Source organism: Mesorhizobium hawassense, from assembly GCF_003289945.1.
In the GTDB taxonomy this organism is placed as follows: Bacteria; Pseudomonadota; Alphaproteobacteria; order Rhizobiales; family Rhizobiaceae; genus Mesorhizobium; species Mesorhizobium hawassense.
Map to the genome: position 1 here is coordinate 32,913 of NZ_QMBP01000004.1, position 12,281 is coordinate 45,193.

At 64.0% G+C, this 12,281-nt stretch carries 12 protein-coding genes and 1 pseudogene; 4 read left to right on the top strand and 9 right to left on the bottom strand.

The window, feature by feature from the left end; genetic code table 11:
- The first annotated feature begins 89 nt into the window (after positions 1 to 89).
- Positions 90 to 935 (top strand): annotated as a pseudogene (locus tag DPM33_RS10370) (SDR family NAD(P)-dependent oxidoreductase).
- The gene (locus DPM33_RS10375; RefSeq protein WP_112097343.1) at positions 932 to 1,648 is read left to right on the top strand and encodes an SDR family oxidoreductase; all 717 of its coding nucleotides are present in this window, start codon (positions 932 to 934) and stop codon (positions 1,646 to 1,648) included. Before DPM33_RS10370 ends, DPM33_RS10375 begins: the two are co-directional and overlap by 4 nt.
- Positions 1,649 to 1,659: 11 nt before the next feature.
- Here the strand turns inward: DPM33_RS10375 and DPM33_RS10380 are convergent, their stop codons facing one another.
- The 7 genes from DPM33_RS10380 to DPM33_RS10410 form a co-directional block, all read right to left on the bottom strand.
- A complete protein-coding gene (locus DPM33_RS10380) occupies positions 1,660 to 2,154 on the bottom strand; it encodes a DUF3592 domain-containing protein (protein ID WP_112097344.1) in 495 nt (164 codons plus the stop codon).
- 100 nt (positions 2,155 to 2,254) lie between these two features.
- A complete protein-coding gene (locus DPM33_RS10385) occupies positions 2,255 to 2,632 on the bottom strand; it encodes a DoxX family protein (RefSeq protein ID WP_112097345.1) in 378 nt (125 codons plus the stop codon).
- A 61-nt stretch (positions 2,633 to 2,693) separates the two neighbouring features.
- Positions 2,694 to 3,152: a carboxymuconolactone decarboxylase family protein gene (locus DPM33_RS10390; protein ID WP_112097346.1), complete on the bottom strand. Its 459-nt coding sequence runs from the start codon at positions 3,150 to 3,152 to the stop codon at positions 2,694 to 2,696.
- Positions 3,153 to 3,193: 41 nt separating this feature from the next.
- The gene (locus DPM33_RS10395; RefSeq protein WP_112097694.1) at positions 3,194 to 3,712 is read right to left on the bottom strand and encodes an RrF2 family transcriptional regulator; all 519 of its coding nucleotides are present in this window, start codon (positions 3,710 to 3,712) and stop codon (positions 3,194 to 3,196) included.
- Positions 3,713 to 4,079: 367 nt separating this feature from the next.
- Positions 4,080 to 5,393 (bottom strand): NAD-dependent dihydropyrimidine dehydrogenase subunit PreA, encoded by a 1,314-nt coding sequence (gene preA, locus DPM33_RS10400; RefSeq protein ID WP_112097347.1) that lies wholly within the window; start codon positions 5,391 to 5,393, stop codon positions 4,080 to 4,082.
- 2 nt (positions 5,394 to 5,395) lie between these two features.
- Positions 5,396 to 6,760 carry an NAD(P)-dependent oxidoreductase gene (locus DPM33_RS10405; RefSeq protein WP_112097348.1) on the bottom strand — a complete coding sequence of 455 codons (1,365 nt, stop codon included), beginning with the start codon at positions 6,758 to 6,760 and terminating at the stop codon, positions 5,396 to 5,398.
- Positions 6,761 to 6,873: 113 nt separating this feature from the next.
- A complete protein-coding gene (locus tag DPM33_RS10410) occupies positions 6,874 to 7,608 on the bottom strand; it encodes a gamma-glutamylcyclotransferase (RefSeq protein WP_112097349.1) in 735 nt (244 codons plus the stop codon).
- A gap of 176 nt (positions 7,609 to 7,784) precedes the next feature.
- On the opposite strand from DPM33_RS10410, the gene DPM33_RS10415 reads away from it, so the two are divergent.
- Positions 7,785 to 8,561 (top strand): VOC family protein, encoded by a 777-nt coding sequence (locus tag DPM33_RS10415; protein ID WP_112097350.1) that lies wholly within the window; start codon positions 7,785 to 7,787, stop codon positions 8,559 to 8,561.
- A gap of 131 nt (positions 8,562 to 8,692) precedes the next feature.
- Here DPM33_RS10415 and DPM33_RS10425 read toward each other — a convergent pair whose 3' ends face one another.
- The gene (locus DPM33_RS10425) at positions 8,693 to 9,181 is read right to left on the bottom strand and encodes a hypothetical protein (protein WP_112097352.1); all 489 of its coding nucleotides are present in this window, start codon (positions 9,179 to 9,181) and stop codon (positions 8,693 to 8,695) included.
- Between the two features lie 199 nt (positions 9,182 to 9,380).
- Here DPM33_RS10425 and DPM33_RS10430 point away from each other — a divergent pair, with 199 nt between their 5' ends.
- A complete protein-coding gene (locus tag DPM33_RS10430) occupies positions 9,381 to 9,779 on the top strand; it encodes a DoxX family protein (protein ID WP_112097353.1) in 399 nt (132 codons plus the stop codon).
- Positions 9,780 to 9,799: 20 nt separating this feature from the next.
- On the opposite strand, the gene DPM33_RS10435 is transcribed toward DPM33_RS10430, so the two are convergent.
- Positions 9,800 to 12,226: a GcvT family protein gene (locus DPM33_RS10435; protein ID WP_112097354.1), complete on the bottom strand. Its 2,427-nt coding sequence runs from the start codon at positions 12,224 to 12,226 to the stop codon at positions 9,800 to 9,802.
- Between the last annotated feature and the right edge of the window lie 55 nt (positions 12,227 to 12,281).

Genomic DNA, 12,281 nt, shown 5'->3' on the forward strand with positions numbered 1-12,281 from the left:
AGTACCGATACCAGGATAAAGTTTGAACTGTTTGGGGCGTGCGCCGTGTCCCATCTTGGCGTTCAGAGCAGCGCAAGGAGGCTCTGAACATGGAACTCAAGGACAAAACCATTCTCGTCACCGGCTCGACCGACGGCGTCGGCCGCGTGGTCGCGGAAAGGCTCGGCGCCGCCGGCGCCCGCGTGCTGGTGCATGGTCGCGACGCAAGCCGCGGCAAGACGACGGTCGCTGCCATCGAGGCCAAGGGCGGCAAGGCGGAGTTTCTCGCCGCCGACCTCGCTTCGCTTGCTGAAGTGCATCGTCTCGCCGAAGCCGTGCGCGCGCGGACCAATCGGCTCGACGTCTTGATCAACAATGCCGGTGTCGGCACCGGCGGCCAGCGCGCCAAACGGCAGGTCAGCGCCGATGGCTACGAGCTGCGTTTCGCCGTCAACTATCTCGCCGGCTTCCTGCTGACGTCGGAACTCTTACCGCTGCTCAAGGCAGGCGCGCCGGCGCGTATCGTCAATGTCGCCTCGGCCGGCCAGCAGGCGATCGATTTCAACGACGTCATGCTGACGCATGGCTAGAGCGGCGTGCGCGCCTACTGCCAGAGCAAGCTGGCGCAGATCCTGTTCACCATCGATCTGGCGAATCAGCTTGGCGGCACCGGCGTCACAGTGAATGCGTTGCACCCGGCAAGCTATATGGACACCACCATGGTGCGGCAGGCCGGCGTCACGCCATGGAGCTCTGTCGAAACCGGCGCCGACGCCATCCTCAACCTGGCGACGTCGCCGGCGCTCGAAGGGCGCAGCGGCCTTTATTTCGACGGCCAGCGGGAATCGCGCGCCGACGCGCAGGCCTACAACGAAAAGGCCCGTCGCCAATTGCGGGCCTTGAGCCTCGAACTGACCGGCCATCCATCATCGACATCCAGGGAACAGCATTCATGACCATCGAACATTGCGTCATCATCGGCGGCTCTTCGGGCATCGGCCTCGCCACGGCCAGGCGCCTGGTCAGCCCCGCCATGAAAGTGACGATCACCGGCCGCAACGAAGAGAAGCTGAAGAGCGCCTGGAAGAGCCTCGACGGCACCGTCGACAAGGCCGCCTTCGACGCCACCAGGCCGGATGAAGTGCGGCAGTTTTTCGCCGAGCTCGGGCCGTTCGATCACCTGGTTCTGGCCGCCAGCGGCGGCAAGGGTCTGGGGCCGTTCGCGACGCTTGACCTTGCCGATATCGGCAGCGGCGTCGAGGAAAAGATCCGGCCGCAATTGTCCTGCCTGCAGGCCGCCCTGCCGACCTTGAACAAAGCCGGGTCGGTAACCTTCATCTCTGCAGTGTCGGCGCAGATCACGGCGCCCGGAGTCGCCGGCATCGGCGCCATCAACGGCATGCTCTTGACCGTTGCGCCGATCCTGGCGGTCGAGCTGAAGCCGCTGCGCGTCAACGTCGTGGCGCCCGGCGTCATCGACACGCCCTGGTGGGATTTCCTGCCGCACGAGCAGCGCCAGGCGGTGTTTGCCGAATATGCCGGCAAGACGCCGGTCGGCCGTATCGGCCGCGCCGAGGACGTCGCCGAGGCGATCGCCTTCCTGGTTTCCAACGGCTTCATGACCGGCCAGGTGCTGACCTGCGACGGCGGTCTGCGCTTTGCAGCCTGAGCCTCAACGAATCAACTGGCGATAAGGCCGGGCAGGAAGGCGAGCAGCATCAGCCCGGCAACGACCGCATACCAGACGACCAGGTGGATTGCCTTCGTCAGCCGGCGACCCACCTCGCGTGCCCGCTTTGGGTGAAGCGGATCGTAGATCACATCGACCGGCGCGCCGACATTCCTGGTCATTTTGTTGACCGGCAGCGGCGACTCGAAACGCCAGGTGCGACCGGAGCTGTCAGCGAATTCGATGATGGGATTGTCCGAATATTCGCCGGACTTGGCGATATCGACCACCTTGCCGGTGGCAAAGGCGCCGCGTCGCCCAAGTACGATGCCGCCATAGGTCTGTATGGCGACGAGCACCAGGAAGAAGAGGCTGCAGAGAAAACACCAGATCTGGATGTCGCTCGGATGCCCGCCAAGGGCTTCGGCAATCGCCCGGAACGGAGAAAGCGCCTGGTGGAAGGCTTCCGAAACGCGTGCCCAGAAACTTGTCCAGCTCTGCTCCATAGCCGCCCTACCCGCGCCAACCCGCTGATTTCATACAGGACAATCGCGACGGAGCGATTAACGCCGGGCTATCAATTGCCTCGAACCCGGCTGCCGGCAGTCAAAGATACTGCGCGATCAGCGCCAGGAAGCCTCCACCTAGCGCGACATTGCTGACGACGCCATTGATGCGAGACGTGCGATCCGCACCCTGGTGATCCCAGAAATTGTGGAACATCGGCGTCGCGACGATGAGGAACAGGATCAGGACCGCTGCTGCAGGCGCGGTCCACAGGCCGGTAATCACCAGCGCACCGGCGACGACCTGCAGCACGATGCCCAGCCATAGGGCAAGCGCGGCCTGCGGCACACCGCGCGCGGCCATCAACGAGGTCACCAGCTTTCGGTTCTGAATGTTGCGCAGGCCGGCGAAGACGAAAGCACCGCCCAGCAGCAGTCGAGCGACGACCAGAATCTCGTTCTGAAAATTCTCAAACATGTCATTGATCCCAAATGAAAAAGCGTGGGCCTCCGAGAGGCCCTCGCTTTCGCTGGTTAGATCAGGCGGCCCTGGCTGCCGGCATCGGATGAATGGCGTGGAACGGAATGCACAGCCGGTTCCAGGTGTTGATCATGCCGAGCGCGACCGAGAGCTTGACGAGTTCCTCTTCCGAGAAGTGCTCGAGCGCGCTGGCATAGAGTTCGTCCGATACGCCATTATCGGCGATCAGCGTCACGGCTTCGGTCCAGGCAAAGGCGGCGCGCTCCCGCTCGGAAAACAGCGGCGATTCCTTCCAGGCGGCGACGAGATAGAGCCGGGTTTCGGTCTCGCCGTCGCGCTTCGCCTCGCGGCTGTGCATCTCTACACAGTACGAGCATCCGTTGATCTGCGACGCCCTGAGCTTGATCAGATGCAGCAGTCTCACTTCCAGCCCACATTCGTCGACGGCTTTGTTGAGGGCCGACACCGCCTTCATGATCTCGGGCGCCTTGGCAAAAAACTGCAATCTCGGTTTCATCGTCTTGTCCTTCCAGGTTTTGGGTGGGTTGGAGGTGGGGTTCAGAACTGTTTGGGCGGAGCGGATTTTTGCGGCCGCTGGTGGCGCTCGACGAAGGCGCAGCTCGCGGCAAACGAGCGGGGATCGCCTTCCGCCGCGAACTCCGCCACGAGGTCGGACAGCTTGGTTTCAGCGAGCGCGGCCCGGTAGGCGCGCTCGGCCTTGAGCATCGCAGCATTGATGCCGCAGGGTTTGACATAGGCCGAGGCGTCGATCTTGACCGGGCCACGCTGGCGGATTTCGCCGCAACGAAACGCAGGCTCCCGTCCCTCGACGGCCAGCACGATATCGAGCAGTGTGATTTGTTCCGCGGCCCGCGCCAGCCGGTAGCCGCCCGCCGGCCCCGGCACCGATTCCAGGATGCGCGCCGCGGTGAGCTGGTTGAGATGTTTCAGCAGATAGCTCGGCGACAGCCCGAAGCACTCCGCGAGCGCCGCGCCCGGCATCGTGCTGTTGCCGTCGACGCTGGCCAGCGTCGCCGCGCAGTGAATGGCCGCCTCAACGCCCTCGCCCAGCTTCATCGTGCCGATCTCCAATTCATGGATATTTTTTATCATGGATACTTTTTATCTGCAATAGGAAAAGCGAAGGTCGCCGCTAATTCGCAACGGCCAGGAGTGTCAGGGGAAAGATCCAATGCTTTTCGACAGATGGGGCTTCGCAGGACTTGGGTTCCTCGCACCCCGCAAAGCGGGGGAGAGGTGGCCCGGCGAAGCCGGGACGGAGAGGGGGACACCCTCTGCGAAGTCAAGGCCGGTCAAGGACGAGGCTCAAGAAAGGTAAAGGTATCAGGGGCCTTGGCGCGATGTTCCGCCGCCGCGAAGGCCCCTCTCCGTCCCGGCTTCGCCGGGCCACCTCTCCCCACTCCGTGGGGCGAGGAACCCAAGCCTACTCCGCAGCCACCTTGGCCATCGGATTGTTGGGATGCGTCGTCCAGTTGGCGTAGATCGGCGACACCGGCTTGCCGGTTCGCTCGTCCATCGCGCCGGCCGCCAGCGGCTCCATCGTGATGCAGCCCTCGACCGGGCAGACATTGACGCAGAGATTGCAGCCGACGCATTCGGCCTCGATCACTTCGAAATGCCGGGCGCCGTTGACCATGCTGGTGATCGCCTGGTGCGAAGTGTCCTCGCAGGCGATGTGGCAGCGGCCGCATTTGATGCAGGCGTCCTGGTCGATACGCGCCTTGGCGACATAGTTGAGGTTGAGATACTGCCAGTCGGTGACGTTGGGCGTCGCGCGGCCGATGACGTCGGAGAGCGAGGCGTGGCCTTTCTCGTCCATCCAGTTTTCCAGCCCCGCGATCATCTCCTGCACGATCTTGAAACCGTAGGTCATGGCCGCCGTGCAGACCTGCACGTTGCCGGCGCCGAGCGCCATGAATTCGGCCGCGTCACGCCAGGTGGTGATGCCGCCGATGCCGGAGATCGGTAGGCCATGCGTTTCGGGATCGCGCGCGATCTCGGCCACCATGTTCATGGCGATCGGCTTCACCGCCGGGCCGCAATAGCCGCCATGCGAGCCCTTGCCGTCGATGGTCGGCTGCGGCGCGAAGCTGTCGAGGTCGACGCCGGTGATCGAGTTGATCGTGTTGATCAGCGACACCGCGTCCGTGCCGCCGGCCAGCGCCGCGCGCGCCGGCTTGCGCACGTCGGTGATGTTGGGCGTCAGCTTGGTGATGACCGGCATGCGGGTGTTCTGCTTGCACCAGCGCACCACCATCTCGATGTATTCGGGCACCTGGCCGACGGCCGCGCCCATGCCGCGTTCCGACATCCCATGCGGGCAGCCGAAATTCAGCTCGATGCCGTCGGCTTCCGTGTCCTCGACCACCGGCAGGATCGCCTTCCAGGCATCCTCGACGCAAGGAACCATCAGCGACACGACGATGGCGCGGTCGGGCCAGTCCTTCTTGACCTGCTTGATCTCGCGCAGATTGACCTGCAGGTCGCGGTCGGTGATCAACTCGATGTTGTTGAGGCCGAGCAGGCGGCGGTCGGCGCCCCAGATCGCGCCGTAGCGCGGGCCGTTGACGTTGACGACCGGCGGACCCTCTTCGCCCAGCGTCTTCCACACCACGCCGCCCCAGCCGGCCTTGAAGGCGCGGATGACGTTGTAGGCCTTGTCGGTCGGCGGCGCCGAGGCCAGCCAGAACGGGTTTGGCGATTTGATGCCGATGAAATTGTTGCGGATGTCTGCCATGCTCATGCCCTCCCGTTAGAGGTCAATGCCCGGTGGATGCTCTCGGCGGCGTCGCGCCCTTGCGCCACCGCCGAGACGGTGAGGTCGTCGCCGCCGAAAATGCAGTCGCCGCCGGCCCAGACTTTGGCCAGCGAGGTGCGGCCCTCGGCATCGACCTTGATGCGGCCGCCTTCGAGCTCGATCTGTTCCTCGCTGCCGTTGAGATGCGCCGGCACGAAGCTCTGGCCGATCGCCTTGAACACCTGGTCGGCGACGAGCGTGAGCCGTTCGCCGGTGCCGGCGAGCTTGTCGCCACTCATGGCGGTGTATTCGAGCTCGATTGCCGAAACCTTGCCGTTCTCGGCAATGACGCGCTTCGGCTGCAGCCAGTGGCGGATGGTGACGCCGTTGGCGGCGGCCAGATCCTGCTCGAAGCCGGAGGCGTTCATATGCTCCTGGCCACGGCGATAGCAGATCGTCACCTCTTCGGCGCCGAGCAGCTTCGACTGCACCGCGGCATCGACCGCCGTCATGCCACCGCCGATGACGACGACGCGCCGGCCGACCGGCAGGCTGGAAAGGTCGCTTGCCTGGCGAAGCTCCGCAATGAACTCGACCGCGTTGCTGACGCCATCCGCGTCCTCGCCGTCGGCGCGCAGGGCATTGACGCCGCCAAGCCCCATGCCGAGGAACACCGCGTCGTAGTTGCGCATCAGGTCGGCCAGTTGGAAGTCGCGGCCGAGCGCCTTGCCGTTCTGGATGTCGATGCCGCCGATCGCGGTGACATAGTCGACCTCGGCCTGGGCGAAATCGTCGACGCTCTTATAGGCGGCGATGCCATATTCGTTGAGGCCGCCGGCCTTCGGCCGCGCCTCCAGGATCGTGACCTCATGGCCATGGCGGGCAAGGCGATGCGCCGCCGCGAGCCCCGACGGCCCGGCGCCGACTACCGCGATGCTCTTCCCGGTCGCTTCGGCGCGCTTGTAGAACTGCTTGTCCTCGCTCATCGCGACATCGGTGGCGTAGCGCTGCAGCCGGCCGATCTGCACCGGCTTGCCCTCGGCCACCTCGCGCACGCAGACCTCTTCGCACAGCGTCTCGGTCGGGCAGACGCGGGCGCACATGCCGCCGAGGATGTTCTGGTCGAAGATCGTCTTGGCCGAGCCCAGCGGATTGCCGGTCGCGATCTGCCGGATGAACAGCGGGATGTCGATCGAGGTCGGGCACGCGTTCATGCACGGCGCGTCGTAGCAGAAATAGCAGCGATCGGATTCGACCAGCGCCTCATGATGGTCGAGCGGCGGGTGCAGGTCGGAAAAATTGCCGGCATATTGCTCGGAAGACAGCCGGCCGCCGGCAATGCCTTCGATGAAATGACCAGTCGCCATTCCAGTTCCCCTTGTTGTCGTTTTGGGGAAGGCTAGCACGTTTTATTTTTTTATCAATTGGTCAATTTTCTGCCAAGTCGCTGTAATGGCTGGATAAAACATGATCGGTTAAGTCATGTTATAACCACCGCAGCAGCACCAGAGGGCTCCACGCTTTCAGTCCTGGCAGGATGGATCGACCGGATCTCGTCCGCCACCAGGTCCTGCAGCCGCCACAGATTGCGGTCATGAATGCCGAATGTCTCGAGGTGGCTGACGGTGTTGTAGAGATATTCGGCGCCGGAGCCGACATGGCCGCACGCGCGTGCCAGTATCTGCGCTACCCTTTCCAGCGGCTGCCCGAGCGACGTGCCCTTGCCGGTCACGCCTACCCAGAAGCCCAACGCTCGCAACCGGCCCTGCGCCGCGTGCACCGGAACCCATCGCACCGAACTGACGCTTTCATGATCGTCGATTTCACGTCGCAGCAGTCTTTCGATCTGCGCCGGCTTTTCGCCATCGGGCAAACGGTAGATGACGCCGTCGCAGCGCCCGCCGCGTTCCAGCGCCATCATCAGCCCCGGCTGCGCGGCGCTGCCTCGCCAGCGCACCATGTCGAGGCAGAAGGAGCGATGCCAGCCAAAGGCCGAGGCGCGCCGTTGTTCGACCGATTCGAAGGCCGGCTTCCAGATCAGCGAGCCATAGGCGAACACCCAGAGCGGACCCTCGTCGGCTTCGCCGGCGAGACGCGCGGCGAGCCCGCTGAAATCGTCGTCGCCGAGCTGTGTCCACTCCCCGCTCGGACCTGGATCGATCTCCTCGCGATGGCAGAGCGCGACAAGCTCAGGCGTGAGCGACATTCGGCGCATGGAAAACAAGCCCCTCTTTGACGGCAGCAAAGTCGAAAAGCGCGGGCTGCGCAAGATCAGGGGTGGAGTGCCTTGCCGTCCAAGATTTTTGGCCCAGATGTCGGATTTCTGTCGCCGAGATCGTCCTAGGATGGATCGAACCGCGATCGCTGCCTGAACCGGTGAGGAGACCGACCATGCCGAATGCCCCAACGCCCTTCTTCTGGTACGAACTGATGACCACCGACCTCGACGCCGCCGAGGCCTTCTACACCGCCGTTGTCGGCTGGCGAGCCGAGCCCTTCGACAAAGCGCCGGGCATGCCCCGCTACATCGTCGTGAATTCCGCCATGCGCGGCGTCGGCGGGCTGATGACGATGCCGGAAGAGCCCGCCAAGATGGGCATGCCGCCAGCCTGGATCGGCTATATCTACACCAAGGATATCGACGCCTCGACGCAAGCGCTCAAGGACGCAGGCGGTGCGGTGCACCGTGCGCCCGACGATATTCCAGGCGTCGGCCGCTTCGCCGTCGTCGCCGACCCGCAAGGCGCGACCTTCATGTTCCTGCAGCCGAACCAGCCTGAACAGCCGCCGGTGCCGGCGACCACGCTCGGCCATGTCGGGTGGCATGAACTCTACACCACGGACTGGAAAGCGGCCTTCGATTTCTATTCCAGCCAGTTCGGCTGGGAGAGCGCTGGCGAGTTCGATATGGGCGAGATGGGTATCTACAAAACCTTCGGCGCCGGTCCCGAATCCGGCGGCGGCATTATGAACAAACCGCCGCAGATACCGGTACCGGTCTGGCAGTTCTATTTCAACGTCGACGCCATCGACGCCGCCGCCAAGCGCGTCACCGACAATGGCGGCAAGGTCATCATGGGTCCGATGGATGTGCCGAGCGGCCAGTGGATCATCCAGTGCCAGGACCCGCAAGGAGCGCATTTCGCCTTGCTGGCGCCGGTGCGCTAGAGCAATTCCAGGAAAAGTGCGTAGCGGTTTCCCGTCCGGAATTGCGTCAAAACAAAGAGATAGTGCGGTTCGGCGTTTCCGTGAAACGGTGAAACGCTCTAGCAGCGCTTACTGAATGGGCTGGCGTCGGATCACTCCGGCGTCAGCACCGCCACTTTGAGGTCGGCCTTCTTCGCGCCGCTGAACTGAACGGTGGCCGGACCGGCTGTCAGCTTGAAGCGCACGCTCTTGCGGATGCCCGGACAGGTCTTCACGCCGCTGAAAGCCGCCGATTTTACGGTCTTGCCATCCTGCACGACATCGATCCAGGCCTCGTCGGACAGGCTGAATTGAAGCTCGCCTTCAGGCGGCACGGTGACGCTGGCCGTCGCGCCGAACGTGCCGGCTGCGGGCGCGCGCCCCGGCGGCACCTCGAAGCTGATCGTGTCGACCGCCGCGAGCGAGAAATCCGCCGCTTGCCCGACCGTCAGATCAGCGCCGGACTGCGCGGCGGGCGCCGCCGGAAACAGGGCCTGCTCGCGTTCGACCGGCCATTTGAAGGCATCGCAACCGGTATCGGCGGCCATGGCGAAGCCGGTGCCTGCAAGGATTGCGAACAGGGTTATGACGATCTTTTTCATGGCAAAGGGGACTCGCGCGGTTTGATGTGTCCGCATACAGATACAACCATAAGGATAAATATGCAACCATCACGAGAAAAAATATGGCGAGTGAAACCGTTTTCGCTCACCGATTGTTGATGTCGGGCTATGGGAAGTGAATGGTCCATTGCCGGGCGATAATTTATGGCCTCAGGGCGGGAGTAAAATGGAGTTTTAGATGAAGCTTTTTGAAAGCCTTGCTCAGTATCGGCCGCAGGTGCTGGGCGTATTGCGCATCATGACCGCCCTGCAGTTCATCGAACATGGCTCGCAGAAGCTGTTCAACTTCCCGGTCAGCGCCGAGCCGCATGCCCTCACCGGGCTGACGACGGCTGCCGGCATTCTCGAATTCGCCGGCGGCATCCTTCTAGCGCTTGGCCTCTTCACCCGCCCGGTCGCCTTCCTTCTCGCCGGCGAAATGGCGATCGCCTATTTCATGGCGCACTTTCCGCGCGACTTCTTCCCGGCCAACAACGGCGGCGACGCAGCCATCCTGTTCTGCTTTGTCTTCCTCTATCTGTTCTTTGCCGGTTCGGGCGCCTTCGCGCTGGACAATCGCGAGAACGCCAGGGCCTGAAGGCAGGATGCGCGCCGCCGTCAGGCACGCATCCGCTCGAAATTGGCGTCGAAAAGCGGCGCCGCCTGGATACGCGCCGCATGACGCTTGCCGAGGATCTCGATCTCGAACCCGTGCGGCCTGTCGGCGATCTCCTTCGGCACGTAGCCCATCGCGACCGACGTCTTCGAATTGTGCGCAAAGCCGCCCGACGTGACCCAGCCGCGCACGACGCCGTCATGCCAGATCGCCTCGTCGCCGATCACGTCGGCATCGGTGGCATCGACGATGAAGCTGCGCAGTCGAAGCTTGCCGCCCTCTCTGCGCTCGGCAAGCGCTGCCTGCTTGCCGATGAAGTCCGCGTCCTTGCCATAGGCGACGAAACGGTCGAGCCCAGCCTCGACCGGCCCATAGATCGGCCGGTACTCGCGCGCCCATGAGCCGTAATTCTTTTCCAGCCTCAGCGCGTTGAGCGCGCGCGAGCCGAACAGGCCGATGCCGAATTCCTCGCCCGCGGTGACCAGCGCCTGGTAGGCGGCGCGCTGATATTCGGGCGCCACCCAGATCTCGTAGCCGAGGTCGCCGGTGTAGCTGACGCGGCCGACTAGGCACGGCGCCATACCGATATCCATCCTGGCCACAGCCATGAAGGGGAATGCGGCGTTGGAAACGTCGGCGCGGGTGAACTTGGCCAGAACTGCCCGCGCCCTCGGCCCGGCAATGGCAAGGCCTGTGAGCTTCTGACCCAGCGCCTCGATATGCACCGAGCCGTCGTTGGGCAGATGCGTCTCGAACCAGCGCATATGGTACTGCTCGGCGATGCCGGAGCCGGCGATGAACCACTCGCCGTCGTCGATATTGGCCAGCGTGAAATCGCCGATCAGTCTGCCGTCGTCCTTCAGCATCGGCGTCAGCGTCATACGCCCGCGCCTGGGCAGCTTGCAGGCAAGCATGCGGTCGAGCCAGGCGGCCGCCCCCTCGCCCGTCACCCTGTATTTGGCGAAGTTGGAAATCTCCGACAGGCCGACGCCGTTGCGCACGGTCGCCACTTCCTTGCCGACATGGTCGAAGTCTGTCGAGCGTCGCCAGGAGAACTCATCCTTGACGCCTTCCGGCGCGTACCACAGCGGCACCTCGAGCCCGTAGGAGACACCCCATTGCGCGCCCTTGGCCACAAGCGTGTCGTAGACCGGCGTCGTCTTGAGCTGACGCCCGGCCGGCAGTTCCTCGTTCGGGAAGCGGATCGAGAAGCGGCGCGAATAATTCTCGCGCACCTTGGCATTGGTGTAGGCCATCGTCGCCCAATCGCCGTAGCGCGCCACGTCCATCGCCCAGATGTCGGCGCCGGGATCGCCCTCGATCATCCAGTTGGAGAGCGCCAGCCCGACGCCGCCGCCCTGGCTGAAGCCGGCCATGACGCCACAGGCGACCCAGAAGCCCGGCAGGCCGCGCACCGGGCCGACCAGCGGATTGCCGTCCGGCGCGAAGGTGAAGGGGCCGTTGATGATCTGCTTGATGCCTGTGTTCTGGAAGGCCGGGAAATGCCGGAAGCCGACCTCCAGCGACGGCGCGATGCGGTCGATGTCCGGCTCCAGCAATTCATGGCCGAAATTCCACGGCGTCTGGAACTCGGACCAGACCTTGTTCGCCTTCTCATAGGTGCCCATCAGCATGCCGCCGCGCTCCTGGCGCAGATAAAGCTCGCCGTCGAAGTCGACCGCGTGGATGATCTCGGTGCCGGTCTTCTCGTTCCAGTCGGCGACCTCCGGCATGTCCTCGGTGATCAGATACATGTGCTCCATCGCGAGCACCGGCAGTTCGAGCCCGACCATGCGGCCGACCTCGCGCGCCCACAGGCCGCCGGCATTGACGACATGCTCGGCCACCACCTCGCCCTTGTTGGTGATGACGCGCCACAACCCGTCGGGACGGCGCACGATGTCCTCGACCTTGGTGAAGCGCTCGACCTCGGCGCCCAGTTTGCGCGCGGCCTTGGCATAGGCATGCGTCACGCCGGACGGGTCGAGATGGCCGTCCTCCTTGTTGCGCACCGCGCCGACGAATTGGCTGGAATCGATGAGCGGCATCAATTCCGCCGCTTCCTTCGCCGAGATCACCTCGAGGTCGATGCCGAGATAACGGCCTTTCGAGACCACGCCGCGCAGCCAGTCGAGCCGCGCCTCGGTTGCGGCCAGCAGCACGCCGCCGGTCAGATGCACGCCGGTCGCCTGCCCCGAAAGCTCCTCGATCTCCTTGTAGAGCGAGATCGTGTATTTCTGCAGCTTGGCCACGTTGGGATCGCCATTGATGGTGTGCATGCCGCCCGCCGCATGCCAGGTCGAGCCCGACGTCAACTCGTCGCGCTCCAAAAGCACGACGTCGGTCCAGCCATGGCGGGCAAGATGGAACAGCACCGAGCATCCGACGACACCGCCACCGATGACCACGACCTTTGCATGCGACTTCATGGGCTTTTTCTCGTAGGTTCAATGAGTTGAGAGATTGAAATGAATCAGATTGGGA

Coding starts and splice junctions, on each gene's coding strand:
- DPM33_RS10380 (WP_112097344.1), bottom strand. CDS start 2,154: ATGGAGCAGAGCTGGACAAGTTTCTGGGCACGCGTTTCGGAAGCCTTC.
- DPM33_RS10395 (WP_112097694.1), bottom strand. CDS start 3,712: ATGAAGCTGGGCGAGGGCGTTGAGGCGGCCATTCACTGCGCGGCGACG.
- DPM33_RS10405 (WP_112097348.1), bottom strand. CDS start 6,760: ATGGCGACTGGTCATTTCATCGAAGGCATTGCCGGCGGCCGGCTGTCT.
- preA (WP_112097347.1), bottom strand. CDS start 5,393: ATGGCAGACATCCGCAACAATTTCATCGGCATCAAATCGCCAAACCCG.
- DPM33_RS10375 (WP_112097343.1), top strand. CDS start 932: ATGACCATCGAACATTGCGTCATCATCGGCGGCTCTTCGGGCATCGGC.
- DPM33_RS10430 (WP_112097353.1), top strand. CDS start 9,381: ATGAAGCTTTTTGAAAGCCTTGCTCAGTATCGGCCGCAGGTGCTGGGC.
- DPM33_RS10410 (WP_112097349.1), bottom strand. CDS start 7,608: ATGCGCCGAATGTCGCTCACGCCTGAGCTTGTCGCGCTCTGCCATCGC.
- DPM33_RS10385 (WP_112097345.1), bottom strand. CDS start 2,632: ATGTTTGAGAATTTTCAGAACGAGATTCTGGTCGTCGCTCGACTGCTG.
- DPM33_RS10415 (WP_112097350.1), top strand. CDS start 7,785: ATGCCGAATGCCCCAACGCCCTTCTTCTGGTACGAACTGATGACCACC.
- DPM33_RS10390 (WP_112097346.1), bottom strand. CDS start 3,152: ATGAAACCGAGATTGCAGTTTTTTGCCAAGGCGCCCGAGATCATGAAG.
- DPM33_RS10425 (WP_112097352.1), bottom strand. CDS start 9,181: ATGAAAAAGATCGTCATAACCCTGTTCGCAATCCTTGCAGGCACCGGC.
- DPM33_RS10435 (WP_112097354.1), bottom strand. CDS start 12,226: ATGAAGTCGCATGCAAAGGTCGTGGTCATCGGTGGCGGTGTCGTCGGA.